Raw genomic sequence first — 26365 nt, forward strand, 5'->3', positions numbered from 1 at the left:
CACGGCGCAATATAAAACTTTTTTACAATTGAAAAAAATAAAGTTAATTTTTTTTAAATCATACGTTAAGTCATTAACCTTTATGAATCACAAATTCCTATTAAAGAGCACTCTAATAAAACACTTTTATTATATTTACCCCATTAAAATAACCAATAACAAAAAAACATGAATGCCAAGGAATATGAAAGCAATCCGTTAATAGACAGACTTCCACCTCATTTAAAGCAATTTATCAAACCTCAACATTATGATGATTACACTCCAATAAACCAAGCTGTATGGAGGTATGTTATGAGAAAGAATGTAGATTACTTAGGTAAAGTAGCTCACGAATCCTATATAAACGGACTTAAACAGACTGGAATTTCGATTGAAAGCATTCCCAATATGTATGGCATGAATAGGATTCTAAAAGAGATTGGATGGGCAGCCGTTGCTGTTGATGGCTTTATCCCTCCGAATGCTTTTATGGAATTTCAAGCATACAAAGTTTTAGTGATTGCATCAGACATACGTCAACTTGAACACATTGAATACACCCCTGCACCAGATATCATACATGAAGGAGCAGGACATGCTCCTATTATAGCTAATCCTGAATATGCTGAATACTTAAGAAGGTTTGGAGAAATTGGATGCAAAGCTATCTCGTCAGCTCATGACTATGAAATGTATGAAGCAATTCGCTTATTATCTATTCTTAAAGAAGCAGAAAATGTAGCTCCAGAAGAAGTTGAAGCGGCAGCTAACCGAGTAGATGAACTTCAAAATAAAAAAGAAACCCCTTCTGAAATGGCTCTTATTCGAAACCTTCATTGGTGGACTGTTGAATACGGACTTATAGGAACTATGGAAAATCCGAAAATATTTGGAGCTGGTTTACTTTCTTCCATTGGAGAAAGTTCATGGTGTATGACCGATAAAGTAAAAAAACTACCTTATACGATCCAAGCGGCATATCAAGATTTTGACATTACCAAGCCTCAACCACAATTATATGTTACTCCTGATTTTGCTCATTTAAGTGAAGTACTCGAGGAATTTGCGAGCAAAATGGCACTGAGAACCGGAGGATTAGAAGGAATATCAAAACTTATAGATTCCAAAGCAATAGGAACTATTGAGTTAAACACAGGATTACAAGTATCCGGTGTTTTCACAAATGTTATAGAATATCAAAACAAACCTATATACCTTCAAACCACAGGTAAAACAGCTTTAGCTTATAGAGAAAAAGAATTAGTAGGTCACGGAACAGATCTTCACTCCTCAGGTTTTGGATCTGCAATAGGTAAATTAAAAGGAATAAATCTAGCTATTGAAGATATGAGTCCAAAAGACCTTAAAGCTTACAATATCTATGAGGGAAAGGTTGCTACTTTAGAATTCGAAGGAGGAGTTACTGTAAAAGGAGAAATTATAACAGGCATCAGAAATTTAAAAGGCAAAATCATATTAATTAGCTTTAAAAACTGTACAGTTAACTATGAAAATCAAATCCTTTTTAAACCTGAATGGGGTACATATGATATGGCAATTGGTTCAGAAATAGTATCTGCCTTCTCAGGTCCTGCTGACTTCAAGAGTTTCAATTTGATTAATCATGTCCCTTCCTCTCAAACCATCAAAGCAATTAGCAATGAGGAAAAGGTCGAATTAGAAAGAATGTATCTAGCTGTTAGAAAACATCGCGAAAATGAAGGAAAAACAGATTTAAATACCATTCTTGAAACTCTAAAAAATAAATTTCAAAACGACTGGCTTCTTACATTAGAGATTTTAGAAATCGCTACTAAAGAATCCGACAAACAATTGGAAAAAGATTCTTATGCACATTTAGAAAATGTAAAGAATTCAAGACCTGAAATAAAACATCTTATCGACAATGGAATTGAGATCTTAAATTAAACCTCAATAAAAAATCCACTTCAATGAAGTGGATTTTTTTATATTACAGAATACTACCTAAAACTCATGAACGGATAACGATCTAGCAAATAATCTATTTTATCAATCAAGCTATCCATAAATTTCAAATGCTGTTCAGAAGTTGGATTAAAAGGTCTATGTTCCATAGCCTTAGTAACCTCTTCTACTTTTTTCATAATCATCATTGTCTCCGAACTAACAAAAGACTTTAATAACCGCTCCCATATATAATCAATTGCTAATTGATTTGGGTGTAACATATCTTGATCATAGAACCTATAATCTCTCAACTCATCCATTACCAATTCAAAGGCAGGAAAATAAAAACATTTCACATCCAAATTCTCATCTAAAAACTGATGTAAAGCTCCAATAAGATTTGCCTTACTTCTTTGGTTTCCAACAAAACCATCTTTTATATGTCTCACAGGAGAAACTGTAAATACAATTTGTGCATTAGGATTCAACTCATGAATTAATCGAGTAATTTCCTGATAACTTTGCAATATCTCGTCATAAGACAATAAACGTTTTTCAAAAACATCTTGAGCTACCTTATGGCAATTAGCAACAACTCTACTATCTTCCTTTCTCTCATATACCCATGCTGTGCCAAATGTCAAAAAAACATGAGAAGCCTCTCTTAGAGACTTAGAAAACTCAATAACTGCGTTATTTAAACTCTCAATAATTGCATCCTCCTCTAATTCATTCATATCGGAATGCGCATCAAAACAACTCCAAATTTCATTATAAAGAAATACATCCTTACTAGAGAATTCATAATTAGTAATCGCATATTCTAGTAGCCTTTGAATAGCGAGTGGATGGAACAATATCCCAACTGGATTAGTTTCAGTTTTAAACTGAAATCTCTTAAACTTTTGAGCCATATTAACCGCAAAGCAAGACCCCAAACTAACTATTTTGGAATTATAGTCGATTTTAACCAAGGCTTCATCAACCGGAACTACAGTACTAAACTTCATAATATAAGAATTGAATGAAAAAAGAAAGATTCTCCAAAACGGAGAATCTTCAAGTTATTTTATAAAAGATACTGCATTATCAATCGCCTCTCGCATACCCTCTGCATTTTTTCCACCAGCAGTAGCAAAAAATGCTTGACCTCCGCCGCCACCTTGAATAAATTTACCTAGCTCACGAACAACTTGTCCTGCATTATATCCTTTACTTTCTGATAATTCTTTAGAAATATAGCAACTTAACATCGGCTTACCGTCTTGTATTATACCAAGTACCATAAAGAAATTCTCAGCTGTCCCACCAATCTCATACAGCAAATCTTTAGCTCCATTAACATCCAAATCAACTTGCTTTGCTAAAAACTGAACTCCGTTAACCATCTGAATATCTTGCATCAATTCACCTTTCATCTGTTTCGCCTTTTCCTTCAACAGCTGTTCAACTTGTTTTTTAAGCTTTGCATTATCTTCTTGTAAGGAAGAAACTGCCTTTAAAGTATCTTGAGGATTTTTTAAAATTTCTTTTACATCCTTCAAAACCGTTTCTTGCTCCGAATAAAACTGTCTAACAGCATCACCTGTAATCGCCTCAATACGACGAATACCTGCAGCCACAGCTCCTTCAGAAATGATTTTAAAAGACCAAATATCAGCAGTATTAGTCACATGAATTCCTCCACATAACTCCATAGATTCACCAAACTTAATTGCTCTTACTTCATCACCATACTTTTCTCCAAACAATGCCATTGCTCCCTCTTCTAAAGCTTGTTGAAATGGAATTGAACGTCTTTCAACAAGTGGTAATTGCTCTGATATACGTGCATTCACAAAATTCTCCACTTCTTTTAACTGCTCATCAGTAACCTTAGAAAAATGAGAAAAGTCAAATCGAAGATAGTTAGGAGCAACCAATGAGCCTTTTTGCTCTACATGAGTACCCAACACAGAACGCAATGCCTGGTGTAACAAATGTGTCGCAGAGTGGTTCTTAGAAGATTTTGAACGTAAATCTGTATTAACTTTAGCAATAAATACTCCTTCCAAATTCTCAGGAAGCATTTTTGTAAAATGTAATATAAGGTTATTCTCTTTTTTAGTATCAAAAATCTCTATAGTTTCATTAGCAGACACCAGCAACCCTTTATCACCAACTTGTCCACCTCCTTCAGGATAAAACGGAGTATTATTTAAAACTAATTGATATAAGACCCCATCTTTCTTCGTTTCAACTTTACGAATTCTCGTAATTTGAACTTCATTTTCTGTTTTATCATATCCAACAAATGTTTCAACATTTCCGTCTATTAACACTTTCCAATCATCTTTAGAAACCTCAGAAGCAGCACGTGAACGGTCTTTTTGAACTTGCATTGCCTTTTTAAAACCTTCCTCATCTAATTCATATCCTTTCTCTCTAAGAATTAGAGCCGTTAAATCAATAGGAAAACCAAAAGTATCATACAATTCAAAAGCCTTAGCCCCATCAACGATCTTTCCATCTGTATTTCCAATAACCGTATCTAACAAATGCAACCCTTGGTCAAGTGTACGCAAGAAAGAAGATTCTTCTTCCTTTATCACATTTTGAACCAATCCCTTTTGACTTACAATTTCAGGGAAGAAGTCTCCCATTTGTTCAGCCAACACATCTACTAACTTATAAATAAAAGGTTCTTTTGTTCCTAAAAAGGTAAAACCATATCGAATAGCACGTCTTAATATTCTTCGAATAACATAACCAGCTCCATTGTTTGAAGGTAATTGTCCATCAGCAATAGCAAAAGCAACCGCACGCACATGGTCAACGACAACGCGGATAGCTATATTAACCTTATTTTGTTCTTCAGAGATTTCTTTAATCTCATTATTAGTGTATTTTAATCTTGTTATTTCCTCCACTTTAGAAATCAACGGTGTAAACACATCTGTATCATAATTAGAGGTAACACCTTGCATTGCCATACACAAACGCTCAAAGCCCATTCCTGTATCAACGTGTTTTGCTGGTAGTTTTTCAAGAGAGCCGTCGGCCTTTCTATTGAACTCCATAAAAACATTATTCCATATTTCAACCACCTGCGGATGATCTGCATTCACTAAAGAACGACCAGACACAGACGCTCTTTCCTCTTCTGAACGAATATCAATATGAATTTCAGAGCAAGGTCCGCAAGGTCCTTGATCACCCATTTCCCAAAAATTATCCTTCTTATTCCCAAGGATAATACGGTCTTCTGAAACATATTGCTTCCACAAATCAAAAGCTTCTTGATCAAAAGGAACATTTTCTTGTTCATTTCCCTCAAAAACAGAAACATACAATCTATCCTTATCTATTTTCAACTCTTCAGTTAAAAACTCCCATGCCCATTTAATTGCTTCCTTTTTGAAATAATCCCCAAAAGACCAGTTACCCAGCATTTCAAACATAGTGTGATGGTATGTATCAAAACCGACATCTTCTAAGTCATTATGCTTTCCAGAAACACGTAAACATTTTTGCGTATCAGCAATACGTTTACTCTTTGGTGTGGCATTCCCAAGAAAATACTCTTTAAATTGAGCCATTCCTGAGTTATTAAACATCAATGTAGGATCATCCTTTAAAACAATAGGTGCAGAGGGAACGATAAGGTGACCTTTCCCCTCAAAAAAGTTTAAAAATTTCTTGCGAATTTCTTGTGATTTCATATCTTAAGGAAACTATTTTCTAAAACTAAATTAATTCAAAACTGGACTAGCGTTTTTTAGCAAAAGAAACTAAATAACATCATTATTACCAAAAAACTATTAAATAAACACACTGCATCAATCAAATGAAAAACATTTTTTTAAATTTGTTAGCTATTGATCACTATACACTGCATAGCATACCGTTTTGAACTTGCAAAAATAGTATATTTTTTTAGTATATGGCTAAGGTTAAATATTATTACGATCCGGAGAAATTAGCATTTCACAAAATACTTCCTAAAAAAAGGAAGCAGTTTGGCTATTTTTTCCTTTTCATATTCACTGCAGCTCTTTTCGGATTGTTAGCTTTTTTTATTCTTCTAAACACTTCCCTGTTAGAAACTCCAAAACAAAAAAGACAAGCAAGAGAGATTGCAGCATTCAAAACGAACTATAAGCTATTAAGTAAAAAAATGGATTTGTTAACCGAAGTTTTAGATGAACTTGAAGTTAGAGACAATTACATTTACAGGTCTTACTTTAACGCTGCACCAATCCCAAGTGAGCAACGAAGATCTGGATTAGGAGGAATCAATAGATATAAAGAATTTGAAGAATTCAATAATGAAGAATTATTAATATCCACAAATGAGAGAATGGATCGTTTATCCAAACAAATTGCAATACAATCCTTATCTTTAGATGAATTAGTTGATTTAGCAAAAGGAAAAGAAAAATTATTAGCTTCTATCCCAGCTATTCAACCAGTAAAAAATGAAGATTTAAAAAGCATGGCTTCAGGATACGGATACAGAACAGACCCTTTTACTAAGATTCGCAAATTCCATGAAGGAATGGATTTTTCTGCACATGTAGGAGCTCCAATCTATGCAACAGGAGACGGAACCATAACAAGAGCGAACAATCAACTTTCCGGATATGGAAATTTGATAGAAATTACACATGGATTTGGATATAAAACACGTTACGGACATTTGAGCAAATACAATGCAAAGCAAGGTCAAAAAGTAAAAAGAGGAGATATTATTGGATATGTAGGTAATACAGGAAGAAGCACAGGTGCTCACTTACATTATGAAGTTTATTACCAAGGAAAAGTGGTCAATCCATTAAATTATTATTACGGTTCAATTTCTGCGAAAGAATATGAATTATTAGCAGAACAAGCGAGTCATGAAAACCAATCTTTAGACTAATGTTAGAACTACCAGAAAAAAGATATTATAGCATTGGAGAGCTTGCAAAAGCCTTTCAGGTAAACACTTCCCTAATTCGCTTTTGGGAAAAAGAATTCGACATTCTTAAACCCAAGAAAAATGCAAAGGGCAATCGAATGTTTACTCCTGAAGATTTAAAAAACCTTAAAATTATTTTTCACTTAGTAAAGGAAAGAGGTTTCACATTAGACGGAGCTAAAGACTATTTGAAAACAAAACCAAAAGAATCATTAGATAATTTTGAATTGATACAGAAATTAGAGTCCATAAAAAACACATTATTAAACATTAAAAACGAACTTTAAATAAAAAAAAATGAAAAAAGCAATTATCCCAATCATCATTGTAGTAGTAATTATCATTGGTCTTTTTAGCTGGGCGAAAGGAATCAACAACACTGCTGTAACATTAAATCAAACAGTTGAAAAAACATGGGGAGATGTACAAACCTCATATCAACGTAGAAATGATTTAATAGGTAACTTAGTAAATACCGTTAAAGGTGCTGCAGATTTTGAAAAAAGCACGCTAGAAGGTGTAATTAAAGCCAGATCAGAAGCAACTAAGACTGTTATTGACCCTTCAAATATAACAGCAGAACAATTAGCAGAATTCAATAAAGCACAAAGTGGTGTATCATCAGCATTATCAAGATTATTAGTAAATGTAGAGCGATACCCTGATTTAAAAGCAAATCAAAACTTTCTAAAATTGCAAGATGAATTAGCAAGCACAGAAAACACCATTCAAACTGCACGTGTGCGTTTTAATGAATCAGTAATGAGCTACAACAACCACATAAAAATTTTCCCTAACAATCTTTTTGCAGGCATATTCGGTTTTAAAGAAAAAGCATATTTCAATGCAGTTGAAGGTGCAGAAAAACCAGTTGATGTAAATTTCTCATTTGACTAACACATGGCTATTACAGACGGTATACTTTCTAAGTCAGACGAACAAGAGATTGTAGCTGCCATAACAGAAGCAGAATTGAACACATCTGGAGAAATTCGAGTGCATATAGAAAGTGGTTATGATAAGCCTGTTTTAGAAAGAGCTAAAGAAGTCTTTGAACTTCTAAAAATGGATCAAACCGCATCTAAAAATGGCGTTTTATTCTACATTGCTATAAAACAAAAAAACTTTGCAATCATAGGAGACGAAGGAATTGACAAAATCGTTAAACACAACTTCTGGGACAGCATTAAAGATACTATGGTCAAACATTTTAAAATGGGGGAATTTAAAATAGGACTCATCAAAGGTATCATTGAAACAGGCAATAAACTTCATACTCATTTTCCATTCGAGAGAAACGACACGAATGAGTTGCCAAATGAAATATCAAAAGGAGAATGAAAAAACAAATGAAAAAATTTTATTTCCTAATACTATTGCTAAGTGTTTTAGTGAGCACTATCAGTCACGCGCAATTTGATATACCAGAAAAACCAAAAAGTTCCTCTGAACAAACTAGCCTATATGATTATGCCAACATCTTAGAAGCAAGTCAAAAGAAACAATTAGAACAAAAACTAATCAATTATGCTGACAGCACTTCTAATCAAGTCGTTGTAATCACAATACCTTCATCTAAAGGAGAAAACTTAGGTCTACTAACTCCTAAATGGGCACATGCATGGGGAATAGGAGGTAAAAGTAAAGACAATGGTGTATTAGTATTATTGGCTTACGAAGAAAGAGAAATATGGATTTCCGCAGGCTATGGCGTTGAGGATAGGTTAACCGCTGGTGTGGTAGGAGAAATAATAAGAGAAGCTATAACACCTTACTTTAAACAGGGAAATTACTATCAAGGCTTAGAATCTGGTACTGATGAAGTCATTCGTGCATTAGAAGGAAAATATGTTAACGACAAAAAACCTTCAAACAATATAGGAGACGGTATAGGTATAGGAACCATTATTGTAATCGCACTTATTTTACTTTTTCTTTTCACTAGAAAAAATGGAGGAGGAGGTAGAGGCAATAGAGGCACACATTCGGGCCCAGATTTATTTGACATGATTACACTTGGAAGAGCTGGTAGCATCTTAGGAGGCGGTTTCGGGAGTGGAGGTGGTGGATTCTCTGGTGGAGGTGGCTTCGGCGGTGGATTTGGCGGCGGAGGATTCTCTGGTGGTGGAGCAGGAGGAAGTTGGTAAACCCCATAACATAAAAACAAATAATACAAAGAGGGCTTTCATAATCGAAAGCCCTCTTTGTATTATTTTAAAAGCAAAATTATCACATATACGAACTCTTCTAATTTACATTCTCATCCTTCTTTGCCCCCCTCTCTTCTCCCTTGAATCAGCATTTCCAAATCGATCAAACTTGTATGCCAATGAAAACATAACATATCTTTTCAAAACAGTATTTTCTTGGTCTAATATCATTGTTGGATCTAAAGTTCGAGTAGAACTTATATTTTGATTCAAAAGATCATATACCTTAACTTTAGCAACAAAAGCCTTGTCCTTAAAAGCATAAGACAAGCTCGTATTCCATAAATAGAACGATTTTTTAAAACCACTTGCTATCTTAGAATTATATGAATAACCAAAATCATTACCAAAAACCCAATTCTTAGGCCAATAAGAAGTCAACTGAATATTAAAATTGTGTTGAAAATTATTAGCCTGATCAACCATATAATTATCATACGTAGATTTATAATAACTATAACTATACGAAGGTGTCATTGAGAGAACCTCTCCATAATCCCAACTAACATATACTCTTGGACTATATGTTGTGGATTTAGACACAAACTCAATACCATCAGTAAAACCTTTAGTCTTAGCATAAGAAATTCTAGCATTAAAGCCGTAACGCAATTGGTGCTCTTCAATTTTATGCGACTTACTCCAATTACCCCCCATTCCTATATTGTAAGACCCAGAAATATTTTCATAAGAAGTAGTCCTTTTTTTATTCTCATCATAAACAACTGTTGAAACAACTTGATTTTCAAAAAAGGATGAATTAATATTTATACTGTATCCTGATCTGGAAGCAAAATTATAATTATTAAAACTAAGAAAGGTTGCATGAGTTTCACTTGGCTTCAAATCTGGATTTCCAACAATTGTATTTAGTGGATTACTTACATCCTCAATATCTAATACTTGAAACCCTGTTGGGTATTGAACGTTATAACTATAATTCCCAAATAACGACATCCCTTTATTCAATCTAAAATTAGCAAAAGCTCTTCCATGAGGAGTAACGTAATTCTTAGAAGAAGAATAATTCTCTTGATTAAACAATGCACTAGAGAAATTATCTGCAATCACTACCCCCGACTCTAAATCAATAGTTAGATTACTTTTTGACAATATTAGACCTGCCTTAGGAGTATATTGATTCAAAGTAGTTCTATACCGATTAGACTCACTTACATTTAAATCCATATACCCACCCGAAAGATCATTGAAATCATAAACAAGCCTGTCATCAATAGAATTAGCATGATTATAATCTGCACCAAGAACTAAAGACAAGGAGTCAGTTATTGGCTGGGAGTATTCAATATTAAAATTATAATTATCAGAGGTAGAATACGTATCACGAAGCTGTTTTCTAATATCATCTTGTTGATTATCTTTAAAAAAACGAGTTAAGGATTCAACATGGGACACACCATCTTGCTTGGAGTTGGAGTTTGTAATCCCTAAAGACATATAGTTCCCCTTTCTCTTAAACCTTTTACTGTAAAGTAAATTATTATTAAAGTTCACGCTATTACTACTAGCATCAGAACTTGAATTACTTTCATTCAATGCAACACCATCAGCATCTTCAGAAAACTCACTAGAAGCAAAAGTAGAATGATTAAACACTTTCGAAAAAACAGGAGCTACATACAAAGTAGATGTTGAATCTATTTTATACTCGAATGAAAAATTAGCATTATGATTTTCATTATAACTATTGGAATTGGATTCTGATACCGTTGTAAACTCATCCGTCGGAAGAAGATTAATTCTTGTAGAACGATTTTTATTTTCATTATCACTAGTACTAAACATATAACTACCATTTGCTTGTAGCTTATCAAAATACTCATCACTAAAATTGATACCCAATAAGTTAGATCTAGTTATTCCATTACCTCTAGAAAAATTAACTCCTCCTCTTCTAGATCTACCTCCTCCCATATTATCAAACACCTCATCCATAGAGAACCCAGAAGCATTAATATTATTAGATGATCCCAACACACTAATCTTTTGAGTACCTTTAAAATAATTTAGCAAGCCACTACTCTCATAACGTTTACCTGAACCATAGCCCCCCATAAACTTCCCAAACAACCCTTTGTTTTTATCCTCATCGATTGTTAGATTGATACTAGCCTTATCAGAAGTAGATACCTTTCCTGTAAACTCTTCCTTCTTAGACTTTGTATTTGTAATTTGAACTTTATTAATTAATTCAGAAGGGATATTTTGAATTGCAATATTACCGTCCTCATCGAAGAAAGGCTTACCATTAACTAAAATTTGATTAACCTCTTTACCATTTACGGTAATTTTCTTTTCAGCATCAATTTCAACCCCTGGCAATTGTTTTAAAAGTTCTTCAACATTTGCATCAGGTCTAACTTTAAAAGAAGAAGCGTTAAATTCAATAGTATCTTTTTTTATTCTTATTGGTGGTATCTCTGCTTGTATTATAAGCTCATCTAAATTAGTACTGATGGCTTTTAAAAATACGACTCCTAGATCAATCGTTTCATCTACTTTCAGGAACTCTTTCTTAAAATCCTCAAAGCCTATCATTGAAACCACTAAATGGATTGGTTCTGTCTGTTTCTTGACTTTTAATTCAAAAATACCTTGCGAATTTGTAACCGCATAATCAACCAACGTAGAGTCTTTAGCCTTAGATAAAAACACCGTCGCAGCCTCCGCAGATATAATTTCTCCTTCCATAATCTTACCTTTTATAAGTAGATTATTTTGAGAAAAACCAAAAACAGAAATTAAAAAAGCTGCTAAAAAAAATAAAAAATGTCTAATCATACAAAAAAAAAGCGGTTATAATACCAAAGTACCAAACCGCATTAAAACTTATAAATTTACTTTTGTCGGAAATAAATATCAATAGGAACCCCATTGAAATCATAAATTTCTCTCAGTTTATTTTCAATATATCTCTTATAAGGATCTTTTACATATTGAGGTAAGTTAGCAAAAAACACAAACTGCGGTGTTGGTGTTGGCAATTGCATACAATACTTAATCTTAATATACTTCCCTTTGATTGCAGGAGGAGGAGTTTGCTCAATAATAGGCAACATGGTTTCATTAAACTTAGAAGTTGGAATTCTTCTCTTTCTAGTTTCATGAACCTTTACTGCTGTCTCCAATGCCTTCAATAAACGTTGCTTTGTAATAGTTGATGTAAAAATAATTGGCACATCAGTAAAAGGAGCTGTCATCTCTCGTATCTTCTTCTCAAACTGTACAGTGGTCATTGTTTCTTTCTCAACCAAATCCCATTTATTAACTAAGATAACAATTCCTTTTCTATTTTTTTCAGCCAACCAGAAAATACTTTGATCTTGACCTTCAAAACCTCTTGTCGCGTCAATCATCAAAATACAAACATCACTATGCTCAATTGCACGAACAGATCTCATTACAGAATAAAATTCCAAATCTTCTTTAACCTTAGCTTTTCTTCTAATCCCAGCCGTATCAACCAAATTGAATTCAAATCCAAAACGATTATAAGGTGTATCGATAGAATCTCTTGTAGTTCCAGCTATATCAGTAACGATATATCTATCTTCACCAATAAGAGCATTTATAAAACTAGATTTACCAGCATTTGGACGTCCTACAACTGCAAAACGAGGTAATTCAACAACATCTTCTTCAGGTTCTTGAGCATCTGGTAAAGCAAGCACTAGAGCATCTAACAAATCTCCAGTTCCACTACCACTCATACCTGCCATAGTGAAATATTCGCCCAATCCTAAGTTATAAAACTCAAAAGCATCTTTCTCACGAGATCCACTATCAACTTTATTAACCGCTAGGAAAATAGGTTTTGTAACTTTTCTTAACAATTTTGCTACCTCTTCATCCATAGGAGTAATTCCCTCAGTAACATCAACAACAAATACAATAGCATCTGCCTCGTCAATTGCTAATTCAACCTGTCTACGGATTTCCCCTTCAAAAACATCATCCGACCCTTTAATGTATCCTCCTGTATCTATAACAGAAAACTCCTTACCATTCCATTCACTTTTTCCGTAATTTCTATCTCGTGTAACACCACTTACAGAATCAACTATCGCTTCTCTTCTTTGAATCAAACGATTAAAAAAAGTCGACTTTCCTACATTTGGTCTCCCAACTATCGCTACTATACTGCTCATAATTCTTATTAACTAAGTCACTTACCTATGTTCGGTGTGACAATTTTAAACTTATTTTTTAATACGTCTCTATCTACAATCTCTATTTTTGATTGTAACCAAAACGACGTAATTGGAAGGTATTATTTCTCCAATCCTTATTCACTTTTACAAAAAGTTCAATATGTACTTTTTTATCAAAAAACTTCTCCATATCTAAACGTGCAGCAATACCTACTCTCTTTAAGGCGCTACCTTTATGCCCTATGATTATTCCTTTCTGACTATCACGTTCAACCATAATCACAGATTTGATACGTATGATATCGTCATCCTCTACAAACTCCTCTGTTTCGATCTCAACAGAATATGGAATCTCCTTTTCATAATTAAGTAAAATCTTTTCTCTAATTATCTCATTCACAAAGAACCGCTCAGGCTTATCCGTAAGAGCATCCTTTGGATAATATGGAGGTGAGACTGGTAGCAATTCTATTATACGTTCAAACACCGCTTGAACATTAAAATTTTCAAGAGCTGAAATAGGAAAAACAGTAGCATTAGGAACCTTAGACTCCCACAAAGCAATTTGTTCTTCTAATTCTTCTTGATTAGACTTATCAATTTTATTTATAAGTAATAAAACAGGAATTTTAGAATTCGTTATTTTATTAAAAAAAGCTTCATCCTTTAAATCCTTCTCACCAATTTCAACCATGTATATTAAAATATCAGCATCATCAAAAGCAGACTTCACAAAATCCATCATAGATTCCTGTAAATCATAGGCAGGTTTAATAATACCAGGAGTATCTGAAAACAAAATTTGAAAGTCGTCTCCATTTACAATACCTAGAATTCTATGTCTTGTAGTCTGTGCCTTAGATGTAATAATAGAAAGTCTCTCACCTACTAAAGCATTCATTAAGGTTGATTTCCCAACATTTGGATTACCAATTATGTTTACAAAACCTGCTTTATGTTCCATATTTATATATTTTAACGAGTACAAAGGTAGCTTATATCAATCAAATACAATAAAAAAATATTTAAATGCTGTATTTATTTGTCAATTCAATTATTCATAGTATATTTGCACCACAATAGCGCGGGATAGAGCAGTAGGCAGCTCGTCGGGCTCATAACCCGAAGGTCACAGGTTCGAGTCCTGTTCCCGCTACTAAAATTAAACCACTTCAAATCGAAGTGGTTTTTTTATTTATAAAAACCTATCATCCAATATTATATAATAAAAAAAGCCATCCTTTTCAGTATGGCTTTTTTTATTATACAACTCTTTACTTAAGACTTTTAAATCTACTTAACGCTTTCTAGTTCTTCTTGTAACACTTCCCATTCCTCCATAAGCTTCTCTACCTTGTTCTTTTTCTTCTTATAATCCTCAAAGAAAACGACATCCTTCATCAGTTTTTCATAGTCAACACTCAAACGCTCATCGTCTTTCACAATTTTCTTTTCCAAACTACCAATTTCAGCTTCAATCTTACTCAATCTATTTTGTATTGACTTTTGTTTTTTCTGATTTTCATATGATAAAGCTGCAGATCCCGAAGATCCTGATTGAGAACTAGAAACTTTAACAGATTCTACCTTCTCAATTTCTCTCATATCCATCGCTTTTCTTTCATCTAAAAAATAATTAATATCTCCTAAATACTCTTTTATTTTTTTATCCTTAAACTCATAAACAAAATCTGTCAATCCTTGCAAGAAATCACGGTCATGTGAAACTATAATTAAAGTTCCTTCAAAGCTCCTAAGAGCAGCCTTTAAAACATTTTTAGACTTAATATCTAAGTGATTCGTAGGCTCATCCATTAACATTACATTTATTGGATTTAAAAGCATTTTACACAGTGCTAAACGATTTCGCTCTCCACCCGACAAGACTTTAACTTTCTTTTCAACATCATCTCCTCTAAAAAGAAAAGCACCTAACATATCACGAACCTTAGTTCTACTAGAATCAGTCGCAGCATCTAACATAGTATCCAAAATAGTTTTCTCACCATCCAAGTACTCCGCCTGATTTTGTGCAAAATATCCAATTTGAACATTGTGTCCTATTTTTATCTCACCTTCATATTCAAACTCTTTTACCACAGCCTTAATCAAAGTTGATTTACCCTGTCCATTTTGACCTACAAATGCAATTTTAGCCCCCCTTTCTACCAACAAAGATAAATCCTCAAAAATTACTTTTTCGCCAAAACTTTTAGTAACATGATTCATTTCTAGCACCACCTTACCAGGAGTTAAATTAACAGGAAAAGAAATATTCATTACAGAATTATCATCTTCATCAACTTCGATGCGTTCAATCTTATCTAATTTCTTAATTAAAGATTGAGCCATAGAAGCCTTTGTTGCTTTAGCTCTAAATTTTTCAATAAGCTTTTCCGTCTCTTCTATTTTCTTAGACTGGTTCTTTTGCGCAGCCAATTGCTGTTCTCTCATTTCCTCACGCAAAACCAAATACTCGCTATAGGGCTTGCTATAATCATAGATCTTACCTAAAGAAATCTCTATTGTCCTATTAGTAACATTATCCAGAAACATCTTGTCATGAGAAACAATTACTACAGCACCAGAGTAATTTCTTAAAAATCCTTCTAACCAGATAATACTTTCAATATCCAAGTGGTTAGTAGGCTCATCCAAAAGAAGCACATCATTATTCTGAAGAAGCAACTTTGCCAATTCAATACGCATACGCCATCCTCCAGAAAAAGTATCTGTCAGATTATTAAAATCTTCTCTTTTAAAACCAAGACCAAGTAAAACCTTCTCAGTCTCACCAACATAACTATATCCACCAATAATTTCAAAACGATGCGTTAAATCACTCAAAGACTCTATCAAATCTGAATAACTATCACTCTCATAATCCGTTCTTTCCGCTAATTGCTTATTAACAGCCTCTAGCCTAGCCTCTACATCCTTAATTTCTTCAAAAGCTTGATAAGCCTCATCCAAAACACTTCTGCCCTGAACAAAATCAATATCTTGACGAAGAAATCCAATTTTCAATTCTTTCTCAGTTGCAATACTTCCAGAATCTGGAGCAACGTCACGAGATAAAATCTTAAGCATAGTAGATTTACCAGCACCATTCTTCCCTACCAATCCAATACGATCGCCAGCACCTAGTCGAAATGTAACACTCTCAAATAAAAAAGTACCCGAAAATGAAACCGACAAGTCATGTATATTAAGCATAAATAAATTTAATTATTATTTTTTTTAAAACGTTCAATTGAAATATCTCTATCCAATTCAACACCATTTTCAATATAATTGTATAAAGCCTTCGCTAAAAAAGGCCCTAACAATACTCCTCTAGTACCTAATCCATTTAATACATGAATAGCACTAGAAGCCTCTGAACTCCCTACCAAAGGACGTCTATCTTTTACTGTGGGTCTAACACCAGCAACATGACTAACTACTTCGAAATCCAAACCAACTACTTCCTTAAGCCCTTCGAGTAGTTCATCTTTCCCTTCCTCAGTTATAGAGTCACTTTTATCCTTCCAATCATAAGTTGCCCCTACTTTAAACAAATCATTACCCAAAGGAATTAGAAACACTTTAGCCTTTAAAATAAAATTGACTTTCAGATTAGGAATTCTAACGACCAACAACTCCCCTTTTGTTCCATCTAAAGGAAGATAATTAAAAAAAGGATTCTCATTTAAACCAAAACCCTCAGCAAATACAATGTTTTTGGCACGAATACCCTTATACTCAACATAAGATGAAGTGTATTGTAACTCAGAATAATCAAAACATTCATTTTCAAAAAGTCCTTTCGAATCTAAAAAAGATCGATATGATTCAATTAATAATTTAGCATCTAGATAACCAGTCTCTTTCACTTCTCCAAAACCAAATTCAGACCTGACACCCAAAACTTTATCATATATTAATTCTGGACAAAGATAACTCGATAAATTCTGTTTATCCAAAGCTTGGAACCAATTATTCTGTTCCTCAACAGAGGCGAATCTTCTATACAAAGGCATGGGATGATTAAAGCAAATATCCAATCGCCGCTCAATAGCTTTATAGAAAGGCTTTGCTAAATCTATTTGCTCCTTGGTTTTCCATACCTCAGTAAATCTTTTTAAAACAACAGGATTATACATACCACCAGCAACTAATGAAGAAGAACGACTCCCGCCATCTATAAGACAAAAGCTCTTATTCTCACACAATACAGTTTCTGCGAAACAAACCCCAGCTAATCCAGCTCCTACTATAATATAATCTAACATAACTAAAAATAAAAAAACTCTTACCTACAAAAGTAAGTAAGAGTCTTTATGATTGCAATTACAAATTTAGTAATTCCACATATCATCTTCTAAATTTCTGATAGATTCTTTTATTCTTTCAGACTCTAAAAGTTGTCTCATTGAATTATCTTGAATATAATCATCAATTCTTCTATCACCATAAACATTATCTGTTTTATAGATTGATGCACTAAATCTTCTTGAATTCAACATATGATCAAAATTAATTGGCTTCATAGGATTCTTCTCATTAAATGCATAATTTCTAAATAGAAGTTCACGTGCTCCAGGATAAAAAACCCAAAATAACTCTACTAGATTTTCATTCTCAGAACCTAAAGTATAGATATCCGGAACTACTGGACAAATTCCAAGTAAACGATATTTCAGCTCGCCTTGATTTCTATCAAAAAACCACATTCCAACAATATGATATTCTTTCACATGGTGTGGCTGCAATTCTTCTCTTACAATATATTCATCAGGAATTTTCTCTCCTGCATTGTAAAAATCACGACCTGCATCCGTAGTATCAATTCTAGTAAAAGCCGACTCTAAATCTTTCAAAGTACGCTTCTTTTTAAAATCACTATCTCCATAAACTTCATCTAAATCTCCCGATTTAATTCCATCTATTAAAACTTGAAACAAAGATTTTCTACCCTCAGCAGCAATAGCTTCAGTTGGAAAATAATAAGGAGCATTAACTTTCTCCTCTAAAGAAATTGTTTCCCAAACTTTCATACCAAAAAGTATGTCACGATCCGAAACTCGCCCATAAGGTATAGGCCCTTCACTCTCAGCAACAATTTCAGCAAGATCTTTTATTCCAATCTCATCAGCAGATCTTGCATTCAATAAATTTGCCTGCGCGTAACTTCCTAAAGAAATTGCACTAAACGCAATGAATGTTGATATTTTTTTCCAGTTCATATTGTAAATATTTTCTTCTTTAATTAAAATGCAATTAATTGATTTCAAAAGTACACGGAGCAGTACGAGGCAACATATAATCTCCCGCACCTTCTAAACGCACTTTTATATCAGAAATTACAACTACATCTCCTCTTCTAGCTTTACTAATAGCATCTTTTGCTCTATCATTCATTCTATTACCAGCAACAACAACACTAGGTTGCCCTGGAACTTGAAGAACAAACCCTGTAACTGTTAACCCAACTTCAAAATCAAAATCCTCTAATTTTGCTCCTACCGTCACAATCTCTAAGTTAGATTTTTGTCCTTTTGCTGAATATTCTCCACGAACTGTTCCTCTAGGAGCAGGAATTCCTTTAATCCTAAAAGTCTTCTTATCTGCAACTTTCTGACCATCAGGTAGAGTTCCAACAACATTAATAACCACTTCTCTACCGGCACCAGGACTCATAACATATTGTCCAGCTTTTGATCCCTTCACTAATCCAGGAGCAGAAGCAACAACTTTATCGTGTGAAATACCAGCAAATGAAATTGTCATAGGATTCTTAACTCCTCTATACACAACATTCATTTTATCAGCAGAAATAGTAGCTTCATTTGGCTTTGGAACAACCACATAATTTCCTTTTATGTCGATAGGAATTTCCTTACCATCTTCCATAAAAGTAAACTTTCCATTTATTTCATGTTCCCCGACATTTCCAGTACCAAAAGCTAGATTAACCTGTCCATCTTCTAATGCAGTAGACAAATCAATTGTGTTACCATTAACTTCAACTTTCGTAGGAACTGTTGATTTGTCATAACGACCTAAAACAACCTTACCTTTAAATGTTTCACCCGCGAAAAATGCAGACTTTTCAGGAATAACAATTGCAGCATAATTTTTCATTGAAGCCGCTTGACTTAATGTATTTCCTAGCAAGCTATTCATAACTTCATGCTCAATAACTTTAGCGTCATTTTGCATTGTTGATATTTTTGCTAAAGATGATACTGCTGGAAATCCTTGAAAATGATACATTAAATATGGCTTAACAACACCTTCTTTATCCTTAACATCCTCAAGATTAAACCTCTTCTCTAAATCATTTAAGATTGGTTGAAATTTAACATCAGTACCTAAAATATCTTTAACCTGAGTTTTGAATTTTTCAATATTTGATATAATCTCATTTCCTTTATCAGAGTACTTATCCCCAACAAACCATTGAGAATCCGTAACCTCTCCTTTATCCATATTTTCATACATCGGTTCACCATTCTCATCCTTTGTTACTGGACCAAGAATTTCTGTTTTCAAACTACCTAAGTAATTAAAAAATTCAGAAGTGACAACACTCATTTCCTCAGCTTTCTTAGCTGGAATAGCGTAACGAGTAGGATCATCCGCTGCTTTTATTTTTAAAGCATCGAGCAAAATCCCATTATTCACTAATGCTGCTTCGTTTGCCGATTCAAACTTTTCATTTACCATACCAAAAGCAGACAATACCTCCCTCGACATTTGAAGTGCCATCATCGCGATAAACACTAAATACATCAAGTTAATCATCTTTTGCCTTGGCGTCAATTTACCTCCTGCCATAGTTTACAATTTCATTTAAAATAATTAATAATTATAAACTAACTAGCACTTCTTGAACCCATAGCAGAAAGCATTCCTCCATACACAGTATTCAATGATGATAAATTATTAGTTAATGATTTCATTTGATCTTTCAATTTCAAATTATTTTCTGCAACTTCTTCATTTATTTCAGCATTTCTAGTTGCACTGTCTAACTGAACTTTATACATTGAATTCAATGACTCTAATTGAGTAGCTGCTAATGACATTTCTTCAGCATATTTACGAGTTGAAGCAACTGAATCAACAGTTGGAGCAATTTCTTTTGCTGCAGCCTCAAAATTTTGAATACTTCTACTTAGACTACTCATTAACTGACCATCAATCTTAGCATCCTTTAATAACTGATCTAATTTTTGCGACAACATTCCTTCTTCTTGTCCTCCATTAGAACCAATCATACCGCCACCAGCAATTTGGATAGAACGTGCTTCACCACCTTTCAATTCCGGATAAACTTTTGTCCAATCAAGATCATCGTCCACAGGTTCAAAAGCAGAAATAGCAAAAATCAATGCTTCCACCACAAGTCCCAAAGTCAACATATTATTACCGTTAATAGGACCTAGCTCCATGTGAGTAATTTTAAATAATGCTCCGATAATTACTACTGACGCTCCCATCCCGTAACAGAAGTTCATCACTTTTTTTGGTATTGCCATAATTAAATATAGTTAGTTTAAGTTAGTTATTTGGTTTTGTTTAAGTTTTTCGTTTTTATAAATTTCATGATTATCTAGCACCTCTAGCAGTTTGTACTACATTAGGTCCTGAATATGTTTGTACTGTTCTGAATCCGATATAACTTCTAGCTGAATCTGCATATTCCGAATCACGTGTACTAACTTGTAAGAAGTAAGCTGGATCTCTCCAAGAACCACCACGAACTACTTTTATTGGATTACTAGTATTTGTATCCTTAGGTTTCAAAGATGAAACAATACTATAAGAAGAAGCATCATAAGAAGAACTTGTCCACTCAGAAACGTTTCCAGACATATTATACAAATTATACCCATTTGGAACATACGATCTAGCTTCTGCAGTATACAAAGCACCATCAGCAGCATAATCAGTTCTTGTAGGCTTAAAGTTTGCTAAGAAACATGCTTTTTCATCTGTCGTATAAGGTCCACCCCAAGGGTATTTAGCACCTTCTAAACCACCTCTAGCAGCATATTCCCATTCAGCCTCCATAGGAAGACGGTAAGAACTTACTTGATGAGATTGTCTTCTATCTTTCAAATATGAATTTTTATAAAGAGTTCTCCAAGCACAAAACGCTTTTGCCTGATTCCAGTTAACACCTACCACAGGATATTCTCCATATGCAGCATGCCAGAAATAATCATTGTGCATTGGCTCATTATAAGAATATTGAAACTCCTTTATCCAACGAGTCGTATCAGGATAAATCAACAATTCCTCTGTTTTAGTATGTCTACTTCTTTTTGATCTTAAATCTTGACCATTATCCTTAACAGCCCCCTCAATATCCATGTATGAGTATTTGAATTTCAATCTAGAAACATCAAAACTACTCATCCCATTATAAGATTCACTTGCAGGTAAATACAAAGAATCCATAACCTCTACAAAATACTCGTCTGGATATCTTTTCTTAGAGATCGGTAATCTTGCTCTTTTGTTGATTTTTCTTCCAGCATACATATCATCACTCATTTCCATGCTATAATAATTATCATACATGTACTTTTCGTAAGGAGTTTGGTTTTCTGGCTCATTCTCCTCAACAAAAGCATACTCTCCGATTCCACCAGAACCTTTTGCCATACCCATTTCATCTGCATAGATAGCCAATCTTGTTCTTACCACTGAGTCTTTAACCCACTCAACGAACTTTCGATATTGATTATTAGTGACCTCTGTTTCATCCATATAGAATGATCCAACTGTCACGGTTCGAGTAGGCGCATCTTGTGCATTTAAGAAATCCTCGTTTGAACTTCCCATAGTAAATGTACCTCCAGGAATTAAAGACATACCGTGTGGCTTCTCTACTTTCCATTCTTTTCCAGGTACACCACCCATTAGTTCACCTCTATCTCCAGAACCACAACTGAATAATAACGATGCAAATGCTGCTAGTGTAATGAACTTCTTCATATATTTTTGGGGTTTATTTTTAATTTAGGTTTTAAAGCCGTAAACCTATCTAATTATTTTTAATTACACAAAGAAAAACTAAAAAAAATTTAATTTATATTTAACATTTGATGAAAATCAAGCATTAACAGTTAAAGCAAACTCTTTTTCAACGCTCTCCACCACCTATCAGGCACTTGCTGTCTAATAGCGCTTTGATAATCGTCATAATCGCAAGGTAACAATAACTTTCTAGTTATATTTTTATTAACACTTGTCTCCATTTCCACTTCGATCCACCATCTTCCAGACACATCACTTTTATAAAACACTAAATCCTCATAATCTTCCAAAGGAACTATGTATTTAAAATAAGATTCTTTGCTTGTAAATGGATATTCGTTGGATCTAAAATTAACTCCTTCGACAAAATACCAGATTATTTGTGCTATTAATAACGTCTCACTATTTGAATTATTATAATTAAACACACCAAAAGAACTTACCCTATCACTTAAACCTGAATATCGAGCTAAAGAACAAATTTCTCTACCATCAAAACCATTAGGATTAAAATTCTCATAGTCTCCAGAATCCCCAGATTTTATTGAATTTAAATCTAAACTTACCAAATCCGCATCTCTTAAAACAGGTTCTGCCAACTTACCGTTATTTACTATCTCACCTAAACGGTATGCTTCAAAATACAATCCTTCAATCAAATCAATCTCTTCTTGCGAATTGAAGTAAGTCTGATATCCCAGATTTGAATAATTAAATAAATTATTAGGTTCATCAACAATAATTTTCGATAAAAATGACGCAGCAGGAAAGCTTCCTTCTTTCATCAAGTCTAATCTATCATCTATACAAACCAAGTTAACCATCTGCTCTAGAGAATCGTAAGCACGATACATTGCATAAGTCATGTCTTGAGATCCTCCAATAACAACAGGAATCACATTGTTTTTCAATAAAATCTCTGTAAGCTTTCTAACCAAATAATAAGTATCTGCAAGACTTTCACCAGGCAAAATATCTCCAAAATCAATAATTTTAGAAGCCCAATTTCCTGGATATAAACTATAAAACGCTTTTCTAACTTTAGAGATATCAACGATATCATCTCCATTTTCCAAACCCCTATTATCTAAAACGCCCACAATAGCAATTTGATAATTAGAGAAAGAATCAAATGAAGTTCCTGAATGAAACGTCACCTTTTTCCCCAAAGACTGACTAGGTAATCCGTCTATAAATTTTAAAAAATCGTAATCTAAAGGTCTAATCAATTCAAAAATCATATGCCTGAATTATTTTGTAGATTTTTTAGTCGTTGCTTTCTTAACTACTGTTTTCTTTACCGTTGGTTTCTTTGCTACTGTCTTCTTTTTTGCAGGTGTCTTTTTTTCAATTAAATCCTGAACCTCTTCTAAAGTTAGAGCCTCAGCATCAATCTCTTTACCCAATTCTATTTTCGTTTTTCCTTTTAATATCACAGATCTCCCCCATCGCGCTTTCTCTACGCGAATCCCTTCTTCTTTCCAATCGTGAATTACTTTATCTATCTCCTTCTGAACCTTATCCGAAATTAAAGCATCAATATCAGCTTTAGAAAGATTGTCAAAATCGTATTTTTTATTCACATTAATAAATAATCCATTCCATTTCAAATATGGTCCAAATCGCCCTACACCCTTCTGTACTGGCAAATCTTGATAAGTAGCAATTGGAGCGTCCTCTTCCTCTTTGCGCTTAATCAACTCCATAGCTCTTTCAATAGTAACATCTAAAGGTTCCTCACCTTTATCTAGAGATATAAAAGTTTTCCCAAACCTTACATAAGGTCCAAATCTTCCATTACTAACCTCAATTTCTTCTCCTTTGTATTCTCCCAATTTCTTTGGAAGAAGGAACAGTACAAGTGCCTCTTCTAAGGTAATCGTTCCAATATTTTGATCAGGTCTTAGACTAGCAAATTGTTTCTCTTCATCATCTGCAGCCCCTATTTGAGCCATAGGGCCAAATTTACCTAAACGAACTAAAATTGGCTTACCCGTATTGGGATCTGTTCCTAAAATTCGCTCTCCTGATTCACGTTCCGCATTTTCTTCAACATCACGGACTCTTGGATGGAAATGATCATAAAAATCCTTCATCATCTTAGCCCAATCTTCATTTCCAGCAGCAATTTCATCAAAATCCTGTTCAACTTTCGCTGTAAAATTATAATCAAGAATAGTCTCAAAATTCTTTACCAAGAAATCATTCACTACGATACCAATATCTGTTGGTATCAATCGTCCTTTATCTCCTCCCACTTTCTCCACTAAATCAGAAGAAGTAATTGCTCCATCTTTAAGTACAAGCATCTTGTAAGGTCGTTCTTTACCCTCTGATGTCCCTTTCTCAACATAAGTTCTAGCTATGATAGTAGAAATAGTTGGAGCATACGTAGACGGCCTACCAATACCCAACTCCTCTAATTTCTTTACTAAAGACGCTTCCGTATAACGAGCACCAGGTCTGGTAAAACGTTGTGTCGCTACAATTTTCTTATTTAACATTTTTTCTCCTATTCGAAGTGTTGGCAAAATACCTTCCACTTCTTCCTCTTCATCATCATTACCCTCTAAATAAACTTTTAAGAAACCTTCAAAAAGCAACACCTCACCCGACGCAACAAATTGGTCAGAATAAGCATCAGCCACAATCTTCACATTTGTACGCTCTAATTTTGCATCACTCATTTGAGAAGCCAACGTTCGCTTCCAAATCAAATCATATAACCGAGCCTGGTCTCTATCTACAGGAGCATTATGCAAAGACATATCCGTAGGTCTAATCGCCTCGTGAGCCTCTTGTGCACCTTTGTTTTTATTAACGTAAGTTCTTGGATTACTAAATTCTTTACCATAAGACTTTGTAATTTCCGCTGCCGCCGCATTTATAGCGTCTTGAGAAAGATTAACACTATCTGTTCTCATATAAGTAATCAATCCACTTTCATACAACCTCTGCGCAAGCATCATTGTCTGCCCCACGGAATAATACAACTTTCTAGCCGCTTCCTGTTGTAAAGTAGAAGTAGTAAAAGGTGCTGCTGGTGATTTCTTAGCAGGTTTAGTATCCAACTCACTAACCTTATAATTTGCACCAACATTTTTATTTAGAAAAGCCTCTGCTTCACTTAATGATTCGAAATTTTTCGGAAGCTTAGCCTTAACCAATTTCCCTCCTTCATTAGTAAACTCAGCAGTTATACTATAAGAAGCCTTTGAATTAAATTCGTTGATTTCTCTCTCTCTCTCAACAATCAATCTCACCGAAACAGATTGCACTCTTCCTGCAGAAAGTCCTCCTTTCACCTTCTTCCACAACACAGGAGACAACTCATATCCAACCAATCTATCCAATACTCTTCTAGCCTGCTGTGCATTTACCAGATTGTAATCGATTTTTCGTGGGTTTTCAATAGCTTTTAAAATAGCAGTCTTTGTAATTTCATGAAATACTATACGTTTAGTTTTCTCCTCACTCAACTTTAATTCTTCCGCCAAGTGCCAAGCAATAGCCTCACCTTCGCGGTCCTCATCCGAAGCCAGCCAAACCATTTCCGCTTTTTTAGAAAGATCCTTAAGTTTCTTTACAACAGCTTTTTTATCAGACGAAACTTCATATTTAGGTTTAAAATTATTCTCAACATCCACTCCAATTTCCTTAGAAGGTAAATCTGCTATATGCCCATAACTAGATTCTACTTGATAATCTTTACCTAAAAACTTTTCAATCGTCTTTGCCTTTGCAGGGGACTCAACAATCACTAAATTCTTTGCCATATTTCATTATTTTGCCAACAAAAGTATAGGATTTTTTTAAATATTACATTTATTACCTCTTTTAAAAAATCAAATGACTTTTCTATCACATGAAACTACCTTAAACTAACACTTCAATTCACCACTCATATCTTTAGCTGTAAAATTTTTACTCATTAATACTATCACCATTAATTTAGACAATAAATCAAAAACTCCAAATAAAGGGACCTCTTACAACAATAAGGCTCCCTTTGATAAATACAAATAGCGAAAATGATGTAATTCGATATACTCTATAACACTAAGTTTCCTTGGTTTACTAAAAAAAACACCAACAAACCT

At 33.9% G+C, this 26365-nt stretch carries 19 protein-coding genes and 1 tRNA gene; 7 read left to right on the forward strand and 13 right to left on the reverse strand.

Annotation, left to right across the window (positions count from 1 at the left end; genetic code table 11):
- Positions 1-168: 168 nt before the first annotated feature.
- The gene (locus BM024_RS02620; RefSeq protein WP_090677905.1) at positions 169-1911 is read left to right on the forward strand and encodes an aromatic amino acid hydroxylase; all 1743 of its coding nucleotides are present in this window, start codon (positions 169-171) and stop codon (positions 1909-1911) included.
- Positions 1912-1964: 53 nt separating this feature from the next.
- Here the strand turns inward: BM024_RS02620 and BM024_RS02625 are convergent, their stop codons facing one another.
- Positions 1965-2921 carry a GSCFA domain-containing protein gene (locus BM024_RS02625; protein WP_090677906.1) on the reverse strand — a complete coding sequence of 319 codons (957 nt, stop codon included), beginning with the start codon at positions 2919-2921 and terminating at the stop codon, positions 1965-1967.
- Between the two features lie 54 nt (positions 2922-2975).
- Complete coding sequence (gene alaS, locus BM024_RS02630) at positions 2976-5612, reverse strand: alanine--tRNA ligase (protein WP_090677907.1); 2637 nt, start codon at positions 5610-5612, stop codon at positions 2976-2978.
- A 221-nt stretch (positions 5613-5833) separates the two neighbouring features.
- On the opposite strand from alaS, the gene BM024_RS02635 reads away from it, so the two are divergent.
- Genes BM024_RS02635 through BM024_RS02655 form a run of 5 tightly spaced genes read left to right on the forward strand, consistent with a single transcriptional unit; the run spans position 5834 to position 8997 of the window.
- Entirely contained in the window at positions 5834-6811 is a 978-nt protein-coding gene (locus BM024_RS02635) for a M23 family metallopeptidase (protein ID WP_090677908.1), read from the forward strand.
- Complete coding sequence (locus tag BM024_RS02640) at positions 6811-7137, forward strand: MerR family transcriptional regulator (protein WP_090677909.1); 327 nt, start codon at positions 6811-6813, stop codon at positions 7135-7137. The genes BM024_RS02635 and BM024_RS02640 overlap by 1 nt, the downstream gene beginning before the upstream one ends.
- Positions 7138-7147: 10 nt before the next feature.
- On the forward strand, positions 7148-7747 hold the full coding sequence (locus tag BM024_RS02645) for a LemA family protein (protein ID WP_090677910.1): 600 nt from the start codon (positions 7148-7150) through the stop codon (positions 7745-7747).
- Positions 7748-7750: 3 nt separating this feature from the next.
- On the forward strand, positions 7751-8191 hold the full coding sequence (locus tag BM024_RS02650) for a TPM domain-containing protein (protein ID WP_090677911.1): 441 nt from the start codon (positions 7751-7753) through the stop codon (positions 8189-8191).
- Positions 8192-8199: 8 nt separating this feature from the next.
- Complete coding sequence (locus tag BM024_RS02655; RefSeq protein ID WP_090678087.1) at positions 8200-8997, forward strand: TPM domain-containing protein; 798 nt, start codon at positions 8200-8202, stop codon at positions 8995-8997.
- Between the two features lie 105 nt (positions 8998-9102).
- Here BM024_RS02655 and BM024_RS02660 read toward each other — a convergent pair whose 3' ends face one another.
- The 3 genes from BM024_RS02660 to era all read right to left on the reverse strand — a co-directional run bounded on the left by BM024_RS02660 (position 9103) and on the right by era (position 14196).
- The gene (locus BM024_RS02660) at positions 9103-11772 is read right to left on the reverse strand and encodes a TonB-dependent receptor (protein ID WP_245753848.1); all 2670 of its coding nucleotides are present in this window, start codon (positions 11770-11772) and stop codon (positions 9103-9105) included.
- Between the two features lie 146 nt (positions 11773-11918).
- A complete protein-coding gene (gene der, locus BM024_RS02665; RefSeq protein WP_090677913.1) occupies positions 11919-13229 on the reverse strand; it encodes a ribosome biogenesis GTPase Der in 1311 nt (436 codons plus the stop codon).
- Between the two features lie 82 nt (positions 13230-13311).
- Positions 13312-14196 (reverse strand): GTPase Era, encoded by an 885-nt coding sequence (era, locus tag BM024_RS02670; RefSeq protein WP_090677914.1) that lies wholly within the window; start codon positions 14194-14196, stop codon positions 13312-13314.
- A gap of 119 nt (positions 14197-14315) precedes the next feature.
- Between era and BM024_RS02675 the strand changes: the two genes are divergently transcribed.
- A tRNA-Met gene (locus tag BM024_RS02675) sits at positions 14316-14388 on the forward strand.
- Positions 14389-14525: 137 nt separating this feature from the next.
- Here the strand turns inward: BM024_RS02675 and BM024_RS02680 are convergent.
- The 8 genes from BM024_RS02680 to topA form a co-directional block, all read right to left on the reverse strand.
- Positions 14526-16448 (reverse strand): ABC-F family ATP-binding cassette domain-containing protein, encoded by a 1923-nt coding sequence (locus tag BM024_RS02680; protein WP_090677915.1) that lies wholly within the window; start codon positions 16446-16448, stop codon positions 14526-14528.
- Between the two features lie 8 nt (positions 16449-16456).
- Positions 16457-17506, reverse strand: coding sequence for an NAD(P)/FAD-dependent oxidoreductase (locus BM024_RS02685; protein WP_090677916.1), 1050 nt, complete (start codon positions 17504-17506; stop codon positions 16457-16459).
- Positions 17507-17572: 66 nt separating this feature from the next.
- Entirely contained in the window at positions 17573-18460 is an 888-nt protein-coding gene (gene porN, locus BM024_RS02690) for a type IX secretion system ring subunit PorN/GldN (protein ID WP_090678088.1), read from the reverse strand.
- 34 nt (positions 18461-18494) lie between these two features.
- Positions 18495-20054, reverse strand: coding sequence for a type IX secretion system motor protein PorM/GldM (gene porM, locus BM024_RS02695; protein WP_090677917.1), 1560 nt, complete (start codon positions 20052-20054; stop codon positions 18495-18497).
- A gap of 38 nt (positions 20055-20092) precedes the next feature.
- Positions 20093-20758 carry a type IX secretion system motor protein PorL/GldL gene (gene porL, locus BM024_RS02700; RefSeq protein ID WP_090677918.1) on the reverse strand — a complete coding sequence of 222 codons (666 nt, stop codon included), beginning with the start codon at positions 20756-20758 and terminating at the stop codon, positions 20093-20095.
- Between the two features lie 70 nt (positions 20759-20828).
- A complete protein-coding gene (porK, locus tag BM024_RS02705; RefSeq protein WP_090677919.1) occupies positions 20829-22223 on the reverse strand; it encodes a T9SS ring complex lipoprotein PorK/GldK in 1395 nt (464 codons plus the stop codon).
- 131 nt (positions 22224-22354) lie between these two features.
- The gene (locus tag BM024_RS02710; protein WP_090677920.1) at positions 22355-23506 is read right to left on the reverse strand and encodes a formimidoylglutamase; all 1152 of its coding nucleotides are present in this window, start codon (positions 23504-23506) and stop codon (positions 22355-22357) included.
- A gap of 9 nt (positions 23507-23515) precedes the next feature.
- Positions 23516-26041: a type I DNA topoisomerase gene (topA, locus tag BM024_RS02715; protein WP_090677921.1), complete on the reverse strand. Its 2526-nt coding sequence runs from the start codon at positions 26039-26041 to the stop codon at positions 23516-23518.
- Between the last annotated feature and the right edge of the window lie 324 nt (positions 26042-26365).

Source organism: Myroides guanonis (genome assembly GCF_900114085.1).
GTDB classification, from domain to species: Bacteria; Bacteroidota; Bacteroidia; order Flavobacteriales; family Flavobacteriaceae; genus Flavobacterium; species Flavobacterium guanonis.